At 68.6% G+C, this 17,336-nt stretch carries 15 protein-coding genes and 1 pseudogene; 4 read left to right on the top strand and 12 right to left on the bottom strand.

What is annotated here, in order from left to right; genetic code table 11:
* The 5 genes and pseudogenes from WG898_RS25365 to WG898_RS23485 form a co-directional block, all read right to left on the bottom strand.
* Positions 1–150, bottom strand: a pseudogene (locus WG898_RS25365) (branched-chain amino acid ABC transporter substrate-binding protein); the annotation flags it as partial.
* Positions 151–288: 138 nt separating this feature from the next.
* The gene (locus WG898_RS23500; RefSeq protein ID WP_339605212.1) at positions 289–1,008 is read right to left on the bottom strand and encodes an ABC transporter ATP-binding protein; all 720 of its coding nucleotides are present in this window, start codon (positions 1,006–1,008) and stop codon (positions 289–291) included.
* A 118-nt stretch (positions 1,009–1,126) separates the two neighbouring features.
* On the bottom strand, positions 1,127–1,909 hold the full coding sequence (locus tag WG898_RS23495; RefSeq protein WP_339605211.1) for an ABC transporter ATP-binding protein: 783 nt from the start codon (positions 1,907–1,909) through the stop codon (positions 1,127–1,129).
* Between the two features lie 23 nt (positions 1,910–1,932).
* A complete protein-coding gene (locus WG898_RS23490) occupies positions 1,933–3,018 on the bottom strand; it encodes an ABC transporter permease subunit (RefSeq protein ID WP_339605210.1) in 1,086 nt (361 codons plus the stop codon).
* A gap of 10 nt (positions 3,019–3,028) precedes the next feature.
* A complete protein-coding gene (locus WG898_RS23485; RefSeq protein ID WP_339605209.1) occupies positions 3,029–3,952 on the bottom strand; it encodes a branched-chain amino acid ABC transporter permease in 924 nt (307 codons plus the stop codon).
* A 282-nt stretch (positions 3,953–4,234) separates the two neighbouring features.
* On the opposite strand from WG898_RS23485, the gene WG898_RS23480 reads away from it, so the two are divergent.
* Both WG898_RS23480 and WG898_RS23475 read left to right on the top strand, forming a co-directional pair.
* Positions 4,235–6,157, top strand: coding sequence for a sensor histidine kinase (locus WG898_RS23480; RefSeq protein WP_339605208.1), 1,923 nt, complete (start codon positions 4,235–4,237; stop codon positions 6,155–6,157).
* Positions 6,150–7,502 (top strand): sigma-54-dependent transcriptional regulator, encoded by a 1,353-nt coding sequence (locus WG898_RS23475; RefSeq protein ID WP_339605207.1) that lies wholly within the window; start codon positions 6,150–6,152, stop codon positions 7,500–7,502. The genes WG898_RS23480 and WG898_RS23475 overlap by 8 nt, the downstream gene beginning before the upstream one ends.
* Here the strand turns inward: WG898_RS23475 and WG898_RS23470 are convergent.
* Positions 7,499–8,431 (bottom strand): transporter substrate-binding domain-containing protein, encoded by a 933-nt coding sequence (locus tag WG898_RS23470; RefSeq protein WP_339605206.1) that lies wholly within the window; start codon positions 8,429–8,431, stop codon positions 7,499–7,501. The two genes, WG898_RS23475 and WG898_RS23470, sit on opposite strands and share 4 nt — an antisense overlap.
* Before the next feature lie 103 nt (positions 8,432–8,534).
* Between WG898_RS23470 and WG898_RS23465 the strand changes: the two genes are divergently transcribed.
* Positions 8,535–9,173, top strand: a complete 639-nt coding sequence (locus WG898_RS23465; protein ID WP_339605205.1) for a gamma-glutamylcyclotransferase — start codon at positions 8,535–8,537, stop codon at positions 9,171–9,173.
* On the opposite strand, the gene WG898_RS23460 is transcribed toward WG898_RS23465, so the two are convergent.
* On the bottom strand, positions 9,164–9,730 hold the full coding sequence (locus WG898_RS23460; protein ID WP_444718992.1) for a nucleotidyltransferase family protein: 567 nt from the start codon (positions 9,728–9,730) through the stop codon (positions 9,164–9,166). The genes WG898_RS23465 and WG898_RS23460 overlap by 10 nt on opposite strands.
* 221 nt (positions 9,731–9,951) lie before the next feature.
* On the opposite strand from WG898_RS23460, the gene pdxH reads away from it, so the two are divergent.
* On the top strand, positions 9,952–10,596 hold the full coding sequence (pdxH, locus tag WG898_RS23455) for a pyridoxamine 5'-phosphate oxidase (RefSeq protein ID WP_339605203.1): 645 nt from the start codon (positions 9,952–9,954) through the stop codon (positions 10,594–10,596).
* A 2-nt stretch (positions 10,597–10,598) separates the two neighbouring features.
* Here pdxH and WG898_RS23450 read toward each other — a convergent pair whose 3' ends face one another.
* From WG898_RS23450 to WG898_RS23430, 5 genes are read right to left on the bottom strand one after another with little or no spacing between them, the layout of a single operon-like run.
* Entirely contained in the window at positions 10,599–11,108 is a 510-nt protein-coding gene (locus tag WG898_RS23450; protein WP_339605202.1) for a DUF3299 domain-containing protein, read from the bottom strand.
* A 49-nt stretch (positions 11,109–11,157) separates the two neighbouring features.
* Positions 11,158–12,345, bottom strand: coding sequence for an ABC transporter permease (locus tag WG898_RS23445; RefSeq protein WP_339605201.1), 1,188 nt, complete (start codon positions 12,343–12,345; stop codon positions 11,158–11,160).
* Positions 12,342–12,998 carry an ATP-binding cassette domain-containing protein gene (locus WG898_RS23440; protein WP_339605200.1) on the bottom strand — a complete coding sequence of 219 codons (657 nt, stop codon included), beginning with the start codon at positions 12,996–12,998 and terminating at the stop codon, positions 12,342–12,344. Before WG898_RS23440 ends, WG898_RS23445 begins: the two co-directional genes overlap by 4 nt.
* Before the next feature lie 15 nt (positions 12,999–13,013).
* On the bottom strand, positions 13,014–13,589 hold the full coding sequence (gene msrA, locus WG898_RS23435) for a peptide-methionine (S)-S-oxide reductase MsrA (RefSeq protein WP_339605199.1): 576 nt from the start codon (positions 13,587–13,589) through the stop codon (positions 13,014–13,016).
* Between the two features lie 51 nt (positions 13,590–13,640).
* Complete coding sequence (locus WG898_RS23430) at positions 13,641–17,273, bottom strand: DUF748 domain-containing protein (RefSeq protein ID WP_339605198.1); 3,633 nt, start codon at positions 17,271–17,273, stop codon at positions 13,641–13,643.
* Between the last annotated feature and the right edge of the window lie 63 nt (positions 17,274–17,336).

The following is a 17,336-nucleotide window of genomic DNA, read 5'->3' as shown; positions in this document are numbered from 1 at the left end:
ACGGGCGCCCAACTCATTGTCCTTGCCCAGGTGGGCAATCGCGCCGCTGGTGGGGCCAACGTGGCCGATCTTCACGACCAGGTCTTGCGCCATCGCGGGCGCCGCGCCGAGCAGCATGGCCGCAGCGGCAATCAGGGTGGGTTTCGTCATGAGGGAGGTCATAGGTTTGTCTATCTCCGATGTGTTGTGCCGGCCGGGGAAGTCATTTCGCGGCTTTTGCGTGGCGCGCGGGCGCACGCCCTTCCCTGGCCGGCTAATTGCCCGCTGGAACTCGTTGCTGTTGGGTGCTCACTCGCCCAGGTAGGCGGCGCGCACCTTGGGGTCGTTGAGCAGGTGCTTGCCTTCGCCGGTCATGGTGACGATGCCGCTCTCCATCACATAGCCGCGGTTCGCCGCGGCGAGCGCCCGGCTGGCGTTCTGCTCCACCAGCAGAATGGTCACGCCCTGGCCGTGAATGTCGTTCACGACCTCGAAGATCTTGTCCACCATGATGGGCGAGAGGCCCATCGAGGGTTCATCCAGCAGCAGCACCTTTGGTTTGGCCATCAGCGCGCGGCCCATCGCCAGCATCTGCTGCTCGCCGCCCGACATAGTGCCGGCCAGCTGGTTGCGGCGCTCCTTCAGGCGCGGAAAGATCGCAAACACCTTGTCGATGTCGGCCAGGATCTCGGCCTTGTCGCTGCGGATATAGGCGCCCATCTGCAGGTTCTCGGTGATGGTCATGCGCGTGAAGGTGCCGCGCCCTTCGGGCACCATCACCAGGCCCTGTTTGACCAGGTCCCAGGCGCCCTGGCCCTTGATGGGCTTGCCCAGGTATTCGATCTCGCCGTCGGCCACCGGCTGCAGGCCGGTCACGGCCTTCAGCGTGGTGGTCTTGCCGGCGCCGTTGGCGCCGATCAGGCTCACCAGCTCGCCTTGGCGCACCTCGAAACTCACGCCCTTGACGGCCTGGATGCCGCCGTAAGCGACCTTCAGGCCGCTGACCTTGAGCAGTACTTGATTCGTCATTGATGACTCCATTCGTTCGATTGACCGCACGCGCCTCCAGCGGAGCGCCAGGGTCCGGCTTTGCCGGCCCTAGGTGCTCGCCCCCTTGAGGGGGCGCGCGCAGCGCGTAGGGGGTGAGTCAATGTGCTTTGTGGCCGGCGCCGAGGTAGGCCTCGATCACCTTCTCGTTGCGCTGCACATCGGCCGGCGTGCCCTCGGCAATCTGCTTGCCATAGTCCAGCACGGTGACGCGGTCGCACAAGCCCATCACCAGCTTCACGTCATGCTCGATCAGGAGGATGGTGCGGCCATCGTTGCGGATGCGGTCGATCAGCTCGCGCAGCACCACCTTCTCGGTGGCGTTCATGCCGGCGGCGGGTTCGTCCAGCGCAATCAGCTTGGGGTCGGTGGCCAGTGCCCGCGCAATCTCCAGGCGGCGCTGGTCGCCATAGCTCAGGGTGCGCGCCTTGAACTCCGCGTACTTGCCTATGCCCACGTAATCGAGCAGTTCCTGGGCGCGCTTGGCAATCGCTGCCTCCTCGGCCTTGAAGCCGGGGGTGCGGAACACCGCGCCGATGAGGCCGGAATGGGTGCGCACATGGCGCCCCACCATCACGTTCTCCAGCGCCGTCATCTCCGCGAACAGGCGGATGTTCTGGAAGGTGCGCGCGATGCCGGTCTTGGCGACCTGGTGCACCGCGGTGGGTGCATAGGGCGCGCCGCCCAGCTCGAAGGTGCCCGAGTCGGGCGTGTACAGGCCGGTGATGACGTTGAAGAAGGTGGTCTTGCCGGCGCCGTTGGGGCCAATCAGGCCGTAGACCTGGCCCTTGTTGATCTGGATGCCCACGTCCGAGAGGGCTTGCAGGCCACCGAAGCGCTTGGAGACGCCGGCGACTTTCAATACGGTTTGCTGTTCGCTCATGCTGTTGCTCTCTTTGCTGCTGCTCACTTGCTCACCGGCTGGGGCGCACCCTTGCCGTGTTCACGCGCGGGCCAGAGGCCGCGCGGGCGCGAGAGCATGATGCCTATCATCGCCAGTGCCACCAGCAGTTGTCGCAGGATGGCGGCGTCCAGCCGGCCACCGGTCATTTCCTGCAGCGGGCCGGCCACATAACGCAGCACTTCCGGCAGCGCCGAGAGCAAGAGCGCGCCCAGGATCACGCCCGGGATATGGCCGATGCCGCCCAGCACCACCATGGCCACGATCATCACCGACTCCTGCAGGCTGAAGGACTCGGGGCTGACGAAACCCTGGAAGGACGCGAACATCGAACCCGCCACGCCGCCGAAGGTGGCGCCCATGCCGAAGGCCAGCAGCTTGAGGTTGCGGGTGTTGATGCCCATCGCCTTGGCGGCGATCTCGTCCTCGCGGATCGCCATCCAGGCGCGGCCGATGCGCGAGTTCTCAAGGCGATAGCAGATGATCACGGTGAACACCACCAGCGCCAGGAACAGGTAGTAGTACAGCGTCACCGACGGCAGCGTGAAGCCGAACACCTCCAGCGGCTTACCCAGGTCGATGCCGAAGAAGTGGATCGCGTCGATCTGGCCGATGCCGCGCGGGCCGTTGGTGATGTTGACCGGATGCTCCAGGTTGTTCAGGAACACGCGGATGATTTCGCCAAAACCCAGGGTCACGATGGCCAGGTAGTCGCCGCGCAGCTTCAGCGTCGGTGCCCCCAGCAGCACGCCGAAGATGCCGGCAAGACCTGCCCCCAGCGGCACGATCACCCACAGCGGCGAATGCAGGCCGCCCGGGAACATCGCCAGGATGGACTCGAAGTTCTCGCTCAGATGCGGGCTGGCCAGCAGCGCGAACATGTACGAGCCCACCGCATAGAAGGCCACATAGCCCAGGTCCAGCAGGCCCGCATAGCCCACCACGATGTTAAGACCCAGGGCCAGCATCACATAGAGCAGGGCCAGGTCCAGGATGCGCACCGGGCCGTTGCCCAGTTGCTGCACGAACAGCGGCACGATCAGCAGGCCGATGGCGGCCGCCAGAAAGACGAATAGTTTGTTGTTTTGCATCGTGTACTCCTTAGGCACGATCGGCCACGCGCTCGCCCAGCAGGCCCGAGGGGCGCAGGGTCAGCACCAGGATCAGCGCCACAAAGGCGAAGATGTCGGCGTAATGGCTGCCCAGCACACCACCCGTAAGGTCGCCCAGATAGCCCGCGCCGATAGCCTCGATCAGGCCCAGCACCACCCCGCCCAGCATCGCGCCGGCGAGGTTGCCAATGCCGCCCAGCACCGCGGCGGTGAAGGCCTTCAGTCCCGGCATGAAGCCCATCGAGTGCTGCACCGTGCCGTAGTTGGCCGCCCACATCAGACCGGCCACGGCGGCCAGCGCCGCACCGATCACAAAGGTGGCCGAGATCACCACATCGGGCTTCACACCCATCAGGCCCGCCACGCGCGGGTTCTCGGCGGTGGCGCGCATCGCACGACCCAGCTTGGTGTGGTTCACCAGGAACAGCAGGCCGCCCAGGATGATGAAGGTGAGCACCAGGATCAGGATTTGCGTGACCGTGATCACCGGCCCGCCCAGGTCGATCGCCACCGAGGGCAGCAACAGCGGGAAGGGCTTGGGATTGGGCTTCCAGACGATCATCGCCAGGGTCTGCAGCAGCAGCGACATGCCCATCGCGGTGATCAGCGGTGCCAGCCGCGGCGCATTACGCAGCGGCCGGTAGGCAATGCGCTCGACCGCGAAATTGAGCAGGGTGCACACGACGATGGCGCACAGCAGTGCCACCACCATCAGCGCCCAGCCCGGCAGACCGGTGTCAGCCAGGGCGCTGACCACGGTCCAGCTCACGAGTGCCCCGACCATGAGGATCTCGCCATGGGCGAAATTGATCAGGTTGATGATGCCGTAGACCATCGTGTAGCCCAGTGCCACGAGCGCATACATGCTCCCGAGCACCAGACCATTGATGATCTGTTGCAAAAAAGTCTCCATCTGCTTACTTCCTTTTTGTGACGGATCAGCCGTCAGACTGAGGCCAGGGTTTGCAACACCCGTGCCAAAAATCACAAGCCTCGGGTAATCACCGAGATCACCCAGGGCTGACGGGCCCGCCGCGCACCCGATCGCCGCCAGGGAGGGCGGAAATCGACACTGGCGCCAGCCGGGGCGTGCGGACTTCGGCACAAACCGACATGCAGCGAGGCGGCAGGCGGTGCCCCCGCCAAGCCGGGCATGCCGCCGCCGGCCCGAATGTTGGGCACACTACGCAAGCTCATGCGGTTCGCTGATTCCTCTTCTTCCTCCTGGCGCGGCCAGCGCTTGCTGTCGTTGACGCCCGGCTGGCCGGCGCGGCTACGGCGGCGCCTGTCGCGCCCCAGCTTCATGGTCTGGCTGACCCTGATACTGCTGGGCGCCGGCCTCTGGCTGGGCCAGCGCTGGAGCGAGCGCAACGGCATCGCGCAGCTGAACGCGGTGGCGGCCGAGCGCCTGGAGCTGTATGCGGCCATGCTGGAGGCCGAGCTGGCCCGCCACGCCTATCTGCCCAGCCTGATCGCCATCGACGAGGAGGTGGCGGCGATGCTCAAGGCCCCCGGCGAGGCGACGCTGCGCCAGCGCGCCAGCCTGCGCCTGGCGCGCATCAATGTGCGTGCCGGTGCGCTGATGAGCTTCATCGCCACCCCCCAGGGTCAGGTCTTGTCCAGCAGCCAGGCCCAGGCCAATGTGGCGGTGGAGCCGGGCGTGCTGACGCAGGCGCTGGCGCTCAACGAGGCGCCCGGCCATTTCTTTGCCGCCAACCGCGAGCAGGCCAGCACCGAGTACTACCTGGTGCACCCGGTGCGCCGCGGCGAGCGCCTGCAGGCGCTGATCGTTGTGAAGCTGGACCTCGCGCCGCTGGAAGCCACCTGGGTGGACCTGGGGCTGCGCTCGCAGGGCGAGAAGTTGCTGGTGGTGGACGAGCACGGCGTCGTCATCATGTCCTCGGTGCCGCGCTGGAAATACCGCGTGCTGGGCGAACTCGACGAGGCGCGCCGGCTCGAACTCGAGACCAGCGGGCGCTATGCCGGCGCGACGCTCGAGCCGATCGGTCTGGCACCCGAGGTGCTGGAGCAGGAAGACAGCAGCCTGGTGGCGGCGCCGCGCGACGATGCCGATGTGGGGCCGCGCGGCCGGCCGCGCCAGCTGCTGGCGCAGCAGCGCGCCGCGGTGACCGCCGGCGTGCGCCTGCTGGCGCTCTCCGACCCCAGCGAAGTCTGGGCCCAGGCCCGCTATGCAGGCTGGGGTGGTGGCGCGGTGGGCGCCAGCGTGGGCATGCTGGCGCTCTACCTGGCCTCGCGCAAGCGCGCACTGCTGCAGCTCTCGCGTGCCCGCGACGAGCTGCAACTGGCGCAGGTGCAGCTGGAGGGGGTGGTGGCCGAGCGCACGCGCGAGCTGCGCAGCACCAACGAGGAGCTGAAGCGCCAGATCGCGCAACGCATCCAGGCCGAGGACGAGCTGATGCAGGCCGGCAAGCTGGCGGTGCTGGGCCAGATGTCGACCGGCATCACGCACGAGATCAACCAGCCGCTCACCGCGCTGCGCGCGCTCTCGCGCAACAGCCTGCAGCTGCTGGAAAAGGGCCGCCACGCGTCGGTGGCCGACAACCTGCGCATGATCGACGACGTGGTCGAGCGCATGAGCCGCATCACGCGCCAGCTCAAGAGCTTTGCGCGCAAGGCCGAGGTGGTCTATGCGCCGGTCTCGCTGGCCGAGGCGGTCACGAATGTGCGCCTCTTGATGGAGCACCGCATCGAATCCGAGGGTGTGCGCCTGCGTGTCGAGGTGCATGAGGAGCTGCTGGTGCATTGCGACGGCAACCGCCTCGAGCAGGTGCTGGTGAACCTGCTGGCGAACGCGCTCGACGCGGTGAAGGATTCCACCGAGCGCTGGGTCGGCATCAGCGCGGCGCGCGCCGGCGACCGCGTGGTGGTGCGCGTCAGCGATACCGGCACCGGCATGGACGATGCCGCCATCGCGCGCCTGTTCGAGCCCTTCTTCACCACCAAGCCGCCCGGCCAGGGGCTGGGCCTGGGCCTGGTGATCTCAACGAAAATCGTGCATGAGTTCGGCGGCACGCTGCGGGCGCGTCGCGGCCCGCATGCCGCCGGGATGAGTTTTGTTTTCGACCTCAAGGCGGTCGACAGGGATGCCCATGTTTGAAGGTTACAAGGTCCTCTTCATCGAGGACGACCCAGCGGTGCGCGCCAGTCTGGCGCAGACGCTGGAACTCGAAGGCCTGGAGGTGCAGGCCTGCGGCTCCGCCGAGGAGGCGCTGGCGCAGATCCAGCCCGGCGCCCAGCTGGTGGTGGTGACCGATGTGCGCCTGCCCGGCATGGATGGCCTGGCGGTGCTGGACCATGTGATGGCCACCGACGCCGGCATCCCGGTGGTGCTGATCACTGGTCATGGCGATATCGCGATGGCGGTGCGCGCGATGCGCAGCGGCGCCTACGATTTCATCGAGAAGCCCTTCGCGCCCGAGCGCTTCGTCGAGACCGCGCGCCGCGCACTCGACAAGCGCGTGCTGCGCGTTGCGGTGGACGAGCTGCGCGCCCAGCTGCAGCGGCGCAGCGGCATCGAGGCGGTGCTGCTGGGCAAGTCGGCCGCGATCGAGCAGGTGCGGGCGCAGATCCTCAACCTCGCTGACACCTCAGCCGACGTGATGATCCTGGGCGAGACCGGCACCGGCAAGGAGCTGGTGGCGCGCTGCCTGCACGACCAGAGCCACCGGCGCGACCGCCACTTCGTCGCCATCAACTGCGGCGGCCTGCCCGAGGCGCTGTTCGAGAGCGAGCTGTTCGGCCACGAGCCCGGCGCCTTCACCTCGGCGGCCAAGCGCCGCATCGGCAAGATCGAGCATGCCAACGGCGGCACCCTGCTGCTGGATGAGATCGAGACCATGCCGATCACGCTGCAGATCAAGCTTTTGCGCGTGCTGCAGGAGCGCCGCCTGGAACGCCTGGGCTCCAACGACGAACTGCCCATCAATGTGCGCTTCATCGCCGCCACCAAGGCCGATCTGCGCGCCTTGAGCGAGCAGCAGAAGTTCCGCGGCGACCTCTACTACCGGCTCAATGTGGCGACGCTGGAGCTACCACCGCTGCGCGAGCGGCGCGAGGACATCCCGCTGCTGTTCGAGCATTTCGTGGCCCAGGCCTGCGCCCGCTACGAGCGCCCTGCCCCGGAGCTGACGCCACAGCGCCTGCGCGAGCTGATGGCGCACGACTGGCCCGGCAATGTGCGCGAGATCCGCAATGCCGCCGACCGCTTCGTGCTGGCGATCGGCAGCGGCGAGGGCGTGAGCGCGGCCGAGACCGGCGCCGGCCTGCCCAGCCTGGCCCAGCATATGGACCTGGTGGAAAAGGCCCTCATCGAGCAGGCCCTGCGGCGCGCCGGCGGCAAGGTGCCGGTGGCGATGGAGATGCTGGGCATTGCCAAGAAGACGCTCTACGACAAGCTGCACCGCCACGCCATCGACCTGGAGAAGTTCCGCCAGCCCGGCTAGCGGTAATGGGCCGGATCGGCCGTGTCGGTAGGCTTGGCGATGACGCGCTTGAAAGCCTCGTTCATGGCGAGCTGCAGATTGATGCCGCGCGGCGGTATCGGTGCCTGGAACCAGCGCTGGTAGATGGCGTGGATCTCGCCGCGCTTGTAGAGATCGGCCAGCACCCCGTCCACCAACTGCTTGAAGCCCGCATCATCGCGCGGCAGGCCCAGGGCATAGGGCTCGACGCTGAGCGCCTCGTCCGAGATCACGTAATCGCCCGGATTGGCCACCCCAGCCAGGGCGCTGCGCAGCAGTACGTCGTCCATCGCGTAGGCCACCGCGCGGTCGGTCTGCAGCAGGCGGAAGGCGTCCTTGTCGTCCATGCCGCCCAGGATCTTCATCTCCAGGCGGCGGCTCTGGTTGAGCTGGTGCAGGAACTGGATGCTGGTGGTGGCGATGGTGGTGGCCACCGCCTTGCCGCGCAGGTCCTCCAGGCCGCGGATCTCGCTTGCGCGCTTGGAAAGCAGGCGGCTCTCGGCCACGAAGGTGGTGATCGAGAAGGCCTGGGTCTTCTGCCGCTCGATGGTGTTGGTGGTGATGCCGCATTCCAGGTCCACGCTGCCGTTGGCCACCAGGGGCATGCGGGTGGCCGAACTCACCGCGATCAGTTTGACCTCCAAGTCGGGCAGCTCCAGGCGCTTCCTCACCGCCTCGACGACGCGCTGGCAGAGGTCGATCGAGTAGCCGATCGGCTTGAGCTTGGCGTCCAGGTAGGAGAACGGTGCCGAGGCCACGCGGTAGCCCAGCACGATCACGCCGGTGTCGCGCACCTTGCGCAGCGTGGCCGAGGCCTCCTCGCCCTGCGCGGCCGCGGGCGTGGCCAGGCCGACGCACAGCGTCAGCAGGGCCATCAGGCGCAACAGTGAGGCAAGGGGCTTGGACTTCATCACGGAAGCGCGCATTCTCGCCGCAGCCTTGCGCCTGGCAAGCGGGCAAGCCCCAGGGCGGCGCGCGCCGGCCTGTGCTTGCGCATGTGGCAGCATGCGGACCATGCAGACAAGTCCTGCCGAGCGCGTCGATCTCAGCGCGCTAGCCCCACGCAGCCAGCAGCTGCTGGCGCTGGCCAGCCAGCAATGGGACCGCCGGCGCGGCCTCATGGTGTTCGCCTACGGGTCGCTGATCTGGAAACCTGGCTTTGCCCCGCTGGAGCGCTGGCCCGCCGCCGTGCATGGCTATCACCGCGCGCTGCGCCTGCGCTCGCTGGTGAACCGCGGCAGCCGCACGCAGCCCGGCCTGGTGCTGACCCTGCTATCGGGTGGCAGCTGCCGCGGCCTGCTCTACCGCGTGGCGCCGGCGCACAGCCAGCAGGTGCTGGAGGCGCTGTGGGCGCGCGAGATGGTGGTGGGTTCCTACGATCCGCGCTGGCTGGATTGCCGCACGCCGGCGGGCAGCTTCAAGGGCCTGAGCTTCACGCTCTCGCGCAAGAGCCCCGGCTATGTGGGCGCCGTCGCCGATGCGGAGCTGCTGCACATCCTGCGCCACGCGCAGGGGCGCTATGGCAGCACGCTGGACTATCTGGCGCTTTCGGTGGCGGGCCTGCGCGAGCACGGCATCCACGACCGTGACATGGAGCGCCAGCTGGCGCTGGCCGTGGCGCATGGCCTTGTGGCGGCCGGCATTCAGGACTGACCCGCCGCGTGCGCGCGCACACGCGCCAGGTCCTCATCGGTATCGACGTCCAGCAGCACGCCGGGGTCGTCCAGTTCCACCCCCTGGGCCGGATAGCGCGCCACCAGCCGGCGTGCGCCCTCGTCGCCCTGTAGCCCCACGAGCTCGGAATAGAGCTCGGCGCTGAAACCCACAGGATGGCCGCGCTGGCCGCGGTACTGCGCATAGGCCACCGGGTATTGCTCGAGCGCCTGCGCCACCGCCACCATGCTGCTGGCACGCAGCATCGGCATGTCGCCCGGCACGATCAGCCAGCCATCGGCGTCGCCGGTGGCGCTGACACCGGCCGCGATCGAAAAACCCATGCCCAGCGGATTGGGCTGGCCGCGCGCATTCAGCTCGGGCACCAGCACCAGCTCGCTGGAGGCAAGCACGCGTTTCACGCTGGGTTCCAGCGCAGCGGTCGTCACCACCACCACGCGCATGCCGCTGGCAATCGCATGGCCTATGGTGCGCGCCAGCACGGTCTCGTCGCCCAGGGATTGCTCCAGCTTGTGCCCTGCGCCGCGAAAACGCATGCCGCGTCCCGCCGCAAGCACGACGACTGCAGGTCGCCGTTTTGTCATCTGGATCATGCCTTCCATCTAGCCCTCGGTTGCCCGCATGTCGAATTGTGTTCTAAGCAAGCCCGCGGGCACTTCTCCTGCGGCAAGCATGCCCGCCGCCCCTTGCAGGGCCTAGTGGTGACTTCACTTAAGGCTTTCTACCGTCACCGGTTGCGGGGACGGATACTAGGCAGATGAACAACAAAAAACTCTCCGACCTGCGCAAGAGCTACGAACGTGCCGAGCTCGACGAATCCACCCTGGCCCAGGCACCGCTAGAGCAATTCCGGCGCTGGCTGGGCGAAGCCCTGGCGGCCGAGTTGCCGGAGCCCAATGCCATGACGCTGGCCACCGTGGGCGCGGATGGCCGCCCCTCCACGCGCGTGGTGCTGATCAAGGACTATGACGCGCGCGGCATCGTCTGGTACACGAATTACGACAGCCGCAAGGGCCGCGAGCTGGCCGCAAACCCCTTTGCCGCGCTGCAGTTCCATTGGGTGGAGCTGGAGCGGGTGGTGCGCATCGAGGGCCGCGTGGAACGCACCAGCGCCGCCGAGTCCGACGTCTATTACGCCAGCCGGCCGCTCGATTCGCGCCTGGGTGCCTGGGCCTCGCCGCAAAGCCAGGTGATCAGTTCGCGCGCGGTGCTGGTGGCCAATGCCGCCAAGGCCGCCGTGCAGCATGGGCTCAACCCGGCGCGGCCGCCACACTGGGGCGGCTTGCGCCTGGTGCCCGACAGCTGGGAGTTCTGGCAGGGACGCAAGTCGCGCCTGCACGACCGGCTACGCTACCGCCTGCAGGAGGATGGCAGCTGGTTGCAGGAGCGATTGGCGCCCTGAGTTCAGTTACCGAGCTGCTGCGCGTCGCTGACGCGGTAATACATGCCGTAGGGATCGTCGCCGAGCACCGCCAGCGTGCCCTCCACCACCACCGGCTCGAGCGTGTAGCGCACCGGATTCTTGCTGCGCACCTCCACCAGGCCCTCGGGGCCGGCGGGCACGCAGAAGGAGCAGCTGGTGGGCACCGAAGAGAGCAAGAAATGGCGCTGCTTGTCACCGGGCTCGAGCGGCAGCATGAAGCCCTGCACCTTGACCTTTTGCTTGTCCAGCGCCTGCACCGCGCTCGGGAAGCTCGGCACCAGGCGGTTCTTCTCGGCCTTGCTCGTCACCGAGGACAGCAACTGCCATGGCAGGATGCCCTCGCGCTCCTGCAGGGGCTTGAAGGGGCTGCGCGGGTCGTGGTAGCCAGGGCCCTGGCCGATCGCGGGGCTCTGCGCCCATGCGCCTGCCATGCCCAGCATCAGGGCCAGCGCCAGCACAGCGATGCTCGAAAAGCGGTTCTTGGAATTCATGGTTTGCAAGCTCAAGACCTTGTTGTTTCTCGTGCCACCGAACAATAGCTCAACGCGGGCTCTGCAGCAGCTCGGTGACGTCGAGGCGAAAGGCGCGCCAGGCCGGCCAGGCCGCGCTGGCCAGCGCCAGCAGCAGGGCAAGGCCCACCACCGCCCATTCCCAGCTGCTCCACCAGGCACCGGTCAGCCGCAGCGACTGTTGCTCGGCCAGCAGCACGCCCAGGCCCTGCGCCAGGCCATGGCCCAGCGCCAGGCCCAGCACGCTGGCCAGCAGCGCCAGCCAGACCGCCTCCAGGCTCACCAGCGCCGCCACCCGCCAGGCCGGCGCGCCCAGCATGCGCAGCATCGCCAGATCGCCCTGCCGCTCGCGCACCGCGCTCAGCAGGCCCACCAGCACCGACAACGCCGAGGCCAGCAACAGCACCAGGGCAAAGCCGCGCAAGACCTCGGCGCCCAGGCCAAGCATGCGGAACAGGCGCGCGGTCTCCAGCGCCGGCGCGGCCGCCTGCAGACCGGGCTGGGCGTTCACCCAGCGCGGTAGGCTGGCCGCGGCCAGCGGGCTGCGGTAGCTCAGCAGCAGCATGGTGATCTCGCGCTCTGGCGCGTCGGCCGCATCGTCTTCACGCCCGTGCAGCGCCCAGACCGAGGCCAGATCGGTCAGCACCAGCCGGTCCAGCACGCTGCCGCTGGGCTTGAGCACGCCCACCACCTCGTAGGGCTGCCGCTCATGCGCCTCGCCCTCCTGGCCCAGGCCATGGCTGCCGGCGAATTGATCGCCCGGACGCAGCCCGGTCCGGCGCGCCACCTCGGCGCCCAGCACGGCCTGCAGCGGCCGCTGCCACAGCGCGCCCTGCGCCAGCTCGGCCTGGTACTGCGCCAGGTAGTCGGGCTCGGTGCCGACGATGCGGTAGCCGCGCAGGCTGTCGCCCAGCGCCAGCGGGATGGCGCGCGCCACCAGCGGCTGGGCGCGCAGCTGCGCCAGCGTTTGCAGCGGGATGTTGCCGGTCGGCACATCCAGATGGAACAGGCCCGCCAGCATGATCTGCATCGGGCTGCCCTTGGCGCCCACCACCAGATCGACACCGGCCAGGTCGCGGCGCAGCCCGGCCTCCAGCTGCTCGCTGCACAGCATCACAAAGCTCATCGCCGCCAGCCCCAGGCTCAGCAGCGCCAGGTTGAGCAGGCTGGCCAGCGGCCGCGACCAGAGATAGCGCCAGGCCAACGCCGCCAGCCTCATGCCGCGGCTCCTTCGAGGCGCAGTATCTGCAGGCCTGGCAAGGCGGCCATCATGCTGGCCACGCGGGCGTCGTGGGTGGCCAGCACCAGGCTCAGGCCCTCCTGCTCGGCCGACTCGGTCAGCAGGTCCAACACCGCGGCGGCGGCGGCGTCATCCAGGTTGGCTGTGGGTTCGTCGGCCAGCAGCAGGCGCGGCTGGCGCAGCAGCGCACGCGCCAGCGCCACGCGCTGCGCCTGGCCCACGCTGAGCTGGTGCGGCCGACGCTCGGCCAGCGCGGCAATGCCCAGCCGCGCCATCAGGCTGGCGCTGCGTGCCGCATCGGGCGGCAGGCCGGCCGCCACATAGGGCATGGCCAGGTTCTCGCGCACGCTGAGGCTGCTGCTGAGGTGCAGGCGCTGCGGCACAAAGCCCAGCTGTCGACCGCGCCAGGCATCGCGCGCCCGTGCGCCGAGCTTGCCCAGCTCGGTGCCAGCCACGCGCAGCTCGCCCTCGCTGGCGCTCAGCAGCCCGGCCAGCAGGGCCAGCAAGGTGCTCTTGCCGCAGCCCGACGGCCCTTGCAACAGCAGGTGGCCGCCGGCGGGCAGGCACAGGTCGGGAAAGCCGAGCCGCGTACCCCCTGCATAGGCATAGGCCAGCCGCCTGGTCTCGATCATGGAACGCACGCGGTCTCAGGAAGCGCGGCGTACATGGCGGGCGAAGGTGGCCAGGAATTTGTCCACCTTGGCGGCCACCACGAAGGCACAGTAGCCCTGATCGGGATGGCGCGCGTAGTAATGCTGGTGATAGGCCTCCGCGGGCCAGTAGTTGCGCTCGGGCTGCAGCTCGGTGACGGCGCGGCCCTGATGCAGATGCTGCACCTCGTCCAGCACCGCGCGCGCCAGCTGTTCCTGTTGGGCATCGTGGAAATAGATGCCCGAGCGGTATTGCGTGCCGACGTCGGCACCCTGGCTGTTCAGCGTGGTCGGGTCATGGATCACGAAGAAGATCTCCAGGATCTCGCGCAGACTGATCTGCCGCGGGTCGAAGCGCACCCGCACCACTTCGGCATGTCCGGTCGAGCCAGAGCAGACCTGCTCGTACGCGGGCTGCTGTGCGTGGCCATTGCTATAGCCCGACTCGACGCCCAGCACGCCCTGCACGCGCTCGTACACCGCCTCCAGGCACCAGAAGCAGCCCCCGGCCACGGTGATGAGTTGCTCGTTGCCGTTTGCTTCGTCGGTCACGGTATTTGCGGCTTGGCCCACGGTGCAGGATCTCCATTCGGTTCGCCGGGCGGCACCGCCCGGCAGGGGCTCTCATTGTGCGGCCAGCGAGAGCTCCGCGTGCGGCAGCCAGGCCTTGGCCTCGGCGCCCTCCTCCGGGGACGCCAGCTTGGGCGCAGCCAGGAACAGGCGCTCGTTGGGCACGCCGCGGGCGATCAAGGCGTCGCGCACCGCCACGCCGCGTTCCAGCGCCAGCTGGCGCAGCAGCTCTGGCGTAACCCTGTGGTCGGCCGCCAGCAGCGCCCGCATCTCGTCCGCCGGAATGTCCTTGGCCAGGCCGATCAGATTGCGTGGCTTGCCCGGCAGCTTGGCGGCGCCATAGACCTGCTTGAGCAGGCGCTGACGCTCGGCCTCGCTGAGGCTGATGCTGCCGCTCTCGGCATCGGCCTGGGCCTGCGCGGTCTGCTGGCGCTGCAGCTCGCGGCGGCGCTCCTGCACCAGCAGCCGCTCCACATGCAACTGCTGCATGGCCTGGCCTTCGGTGGCCGGGTTGGCGTAGGCGGTGACGGTGAGATTGAGCTGCGGGCGGTCCAGCAGGGCGCTGGCCAGCTTGTCCAGCGCCGGCAAGCTGGCCTCGGCGAGCTGCGGCGCACCCGGCACGAACTCCACCTGGCTCAGATCCGGTCCGCCGCCGCCCGCGAGCAGCGAGAACGGCGCCGTCAGCGCCTTGCCAATGAGGTTCAGGATCAGCTTGAAGACCAGGCCACCGACGCTGAATTGCGGATCGTTGATCGAGCCGCTGATGGGCAGGTTGACGTCGATCACGCCATGCCTGTCCTTCAACAGGGCCACCGCCAGCAGCACCGGCAGCTTGGTCGCGTCGGGGCTGTCGATGCGCTCGCCGAAGCTGAGCTGATTCAGTATCACCTGGTTCTCGGCCTGCAGCGCACCACCCGGCTCGATGCGGTATTGCAGCCGGGTCGAGAGCTTGCCGCGCTCGATCGCATAGCCCGCGTACTTGCCGGCATAGGGCGAGAGTGGCGCCAGCTCGATGTCGGTGGCGCTGGCGCTCAGGTCCATGATGGGCGGCGAGACGCCGGGGTTGATGCGGCCGCCGATGTCCAGCAGGCCGGTGCCGGCCACGCGGCCCTTCAGCTTGAGCTCGGCCATCTCGCTACGCTCGGAGCTGAAGGCACCGAGGGCACCATTCAGATCGCTCAGCCGGGCGCTGTAATTGGGGCGGATGTAGCGGTCGCTGAAATCGACCCGGCCGTTCAACACGCGCGTCTGCGCCACGCTGATGCTGGGCTTGGGTGCCGCCGCGGCCTCAAGCTGCGCGGCCACCTGCTGGCGCTCGGCCGCGCCGAGGTCGCGCAGATTGAACTGGCCCTCCTCGTTGATGATGAGGCGCGCGTAGAAATCGTTCAGGCTGGCCTGCTCGACCTGCACGCGCGCTTCCTGGCCGGGCTGCAGCGCGAGCCTGAGCCCCGCCAGATTGAGTGCCTGCCAGTTCAGCAGGTCTTCGCCAAGCACGCGCTGCCCCTCGCGCAGGCGCGCCTGCTGCAGGCGCAGATCGGCCAGCAGCAGATCGCCATCCAGCTGGGCCTGCAGGCCCTCGGCAGCGCTGGCCAGGCTCAGCTGGGCCTTTAGGCCCAGCTCCGCATGCGCCAGATGCAGGCCCAGCTGGGGATCCAGATAGGGGTCCAGCAGTTGCAGCGGCAGGCGCTCGGCGCGCAGCGCGCCTTGCAGGGCCAATGGCTGCAAGCCAAGCTTGCCCTGCCAGCTGAGCCGGCCGCGCTCGGCAGGCTTGGCCGCGGTGCCGCCCAGCGGCGCCAACGCCAAGCTCAGCGAGGCCGGCAGCCTGGGCGATCCGGCCTTGGCCGGCCAGGCCAGGTCGGCCAGATCAAGCTTCAGTTCGTCGACCAGGATGCCTTGTTCTGCCTCCACCGGATGCGCCAGCGCATCTTGTTGCAGGCTCACGCGCCCCTTGGCGAGTTGCAGGGCGCCAAGCTTGAATGTCCAACCGGGCGAGGCCTGCGCTGCGGCTGGCGCGGGCGCGCTGGCCACCTGCCAGGACTGCGGATTCCAGCGCCCATCGGCCGCCCGACGCAATGCCAGGCGCGGTTCAACGATGCTCAGCCTGCCCAGCTTGGCGCTGCGCCTGCCCAGGTCCAGTTCGGCCTGATCCAGCTGCACGGAGGCTAACTGCAGGCTGGGCGCAGCGCGACCATCAGCGGGCTCCCAGGCCTTCAAGCCCTCCAGGCTGAGTTTCTTCAGCGCGAGGCTAGGCGCAGCGCCTTCGCCGAAAGGCCAGGCCAGATGCGCCTCGGCCCGCGCCAGGCCCTGCAATTTGAGCGGCGAGAGCGCCGCCGTGTAGGGCGCGACCCAGGCCAGTTGCAGGCCTTGCAACGCCGCGTCGACATCCAGGCCGGCCGGCCGCAGCTGGCCCTGGGCGCTCAAGCGGGCCGCTTCGGTAGCGTTGGCGGCGTTGGGCGGCGACAGCAGCGACTGCAACTCCAGGCTGGCCTCGCCGGCCAGCGGCCATTGCAGCCGCGCGAGCTTCAGGTTCAGCTCCCGCAGGCCCAGCTCGGCCGCCGGCTTGCTGCTCTCATCGCGCCAGCCAAGCTGCCCGCCGGCCAGAATGAAGCGATCCAGCTGCAGGCGCCAGGGCCGATCGCTTGTGGACGGCGCTTGCGCAGGGGCCGACGCGTCCCCCAGCCCCGGCAGGGCCAACCGCCCGTCGGCACGCCGGCGCAGTTTCAGCACCGGCGCCTGCCAATTCAGCTCGGCCAGCTTGGCGCTGCGAGCCAGCGGCTGCACATCGGTCAGCAGCAGCGTCAGCGCCTGCCATGCCAGCAGGACTTGCCCGCCCTGCTGCAACGCCAGGTCGCGGGTGCGAATACTGCCGCTGATGGAGACGCTGGGCGGCTTGCCCTCGGGCTGGGCAAAGTTGACGGCGAGATCCGCCGCTACCCGACCCTGGCTCAGACTCACCGGCAAGGCCTTGGGCCAGTAGCCCAGATAGGGTTTGAGGTCGAGCTCGTCCAGGTGCAGCGTCAGTTGCGCGCTGCGCGTCTTGGCAAAGGGCTGGGCATCGGCCTTGTGCTGGAACCGCACGCCGTTCAGCCGGCCGGACAGCAGCGGCTGCACATGCACCGCCACATCGGTCTCCAGGGTGGAGATGAAGGGCAGGTCCAGGCGCAGCTCGCTCAGGGCATGCTGGCCGCCAGCCGGCACGTCGTTCAGCAAGACCTGACCCTCGCTGAGCCGGATGTTGTAGAGCGCGACGCCCGACGACGCCTGCTCGGGCGATGCGCTGCTGGTGCCGAAGCGCTGGATCAGGTCATCGATGTCGTAGCGGCCCGGCGCGAGCCGGCTCAGGCGCAGCACCGGCGCCTCGATCTGGAGCGAGGCCAGCACCGGGCTGAAATGCCAGATCGAGCGCAGCGAGAGCGCCGCATCCAGGCGGCGCAGGCTCAAGAGCGGCGCAGCGCTGCCGGCCGGGCCATCGATGCGCAGGCCGTTCAGCACCAGGCCGAGGCGCCAGGGTTCAAAGCGAGCCGATTCCAGGTGCACAGGCCGGCCCAGCAACTGACTGGCCTGCTCGACGCCGCGGCTTTCAATCCAGCGCGGCAGCGCCCAGCTGAGCAGCACGAGCAGGCCCAGCAAGGCCAGCACCGCGGCGCCCAAGCGTTTCATCCAGGGGGCGCGTATCGTCAAGGTCATGTGCGTCGTGTTTGCAGGAGTCGGCCACCATTATCCCGAGGCGATGAGCCTACGCGATACTGC

The sequence above is a fragment of the Paucibacter soli genome (assembly GCF_037482845.1).
Taxonomy (GTDB): Bacteria; Pseudomonadota; Gammaproteobacteria; order Burkholderiales; family Burkholderiaceae_C; genus Paucibacter_B; species Paucibacter_B soli.
Note: the sequence above shows the minus strand (reverse complement) of the source record. Positions and strands in the feature narration are given on the sequence as shown.

What these genes read in the sequence shown, in the direction of transcription:
- WG898_RS23500 (WP_339605212.1), bottom strand. Translation starts at nt 1,008, where the DNA reads ATGACGAATCAAGTACTGCTCAAGGTCAGCGGCCTGAAGGTCGCTTAC.
- WG898_RS23495 (WP_339605211.1), bottom strand. Translation starts at nt 1,909, where the DNA reads ATGAGCGAACAGCAAACCGTATTGAAAGTCGCCGGCGTCTCCAAGCGC.
- WG898_RS23490 (WP_339605210.1), bottom strand. Translation starts at nt 3,018, where the DNA reads ATGCAAAACAACAAACTATTCGTCTTTCTGGCGGCCGCCATCGGCCTG.
- WG898_RS23485 (WP_339605209.1), bottom strand. Translation starts at nt 3,952, where the DNA reads ATGGAGACTTTTTTGCAACAGATCATCAATGGTCTGGTGCTCGGGAGC.
- WG898_RS23480 (WP_339605208.1), top strand. Translation starts at nt 4,235, where the DNA reads ATGCGGTTCGCTGATTCCTCTTCTTCCTCCTGGCGCGGCCAGCGCTTG.
- WG898_RS23475 (WP_339605207.1), top strand. Translation starts at nt 6,150, where the DNA reads ATGTTTGAAGGTTACAAGGTCCTCTTCATCGAGGACGACCCAGCGGTG.
- WG898_RS23470 (WP_339605206.1), bottom strand. Translation starts at nt 8,431, where the DNA reads ATGAAGTCCAAGCCCCTTGCCTCACTGTTGCGCCTGATGGCCCTGCTG.
- WG898_RS23465 (WP_339605205.1), top strand. Translation starts at nt 8,535, where the DNA reads ATGCAGACAAGTCCTGCCGAGCGCGTCGATCTCAGCGCGCTAGCCCCA.
- WG898_RS23460 (WP_444718992.1), bottom strand. Translation starts at nt 9,730, where the DNA reads ATGCGTTTTCGCGGCGCAGGGCACAAGCTGGAGCAATCCCTGGGCGAC.
- pdxH (WP_339605203.1), top strand. Translation starts at nt 9,952, where the DNA reads ATGAACAACAAAAAACTCTCCGACCTGCGCAAGAGCTACGAACGTGCC.
- WG898_RS23450 (WP_339605202.1), bottom strand. Translation starts at nt 11,108, where the DNA reads ATGAATTCCAAGAACCGCTTTTCGAGCATCGCTGTGCTGGCGCTGGCC.
- WG898_RS23445 (WP_339605201.1), bottom strand. Translation starts at nt 12,345, where the DNA reads ATGAGGCTGGCGGCGTTGGCCTGGCGCTATCTCTGGTCGCGGCCGCTG.
- WG898_RS23440 (WP_339605200.1), bottom strand. Translation starts at nt 12,998, where the DNA reads ATGATCGAGACCAGGCGGCTGGCCTATGCCTATGCAGGGGGTACGCGG.
- WG898_RS23430 (WP_339605198.1), bottom strand. Translation starts at nt 17,273, where the DNA reads ATGACCTTGACGATACGCGCCCCCTGGATGAAACGCTTGGGCGCCGCG.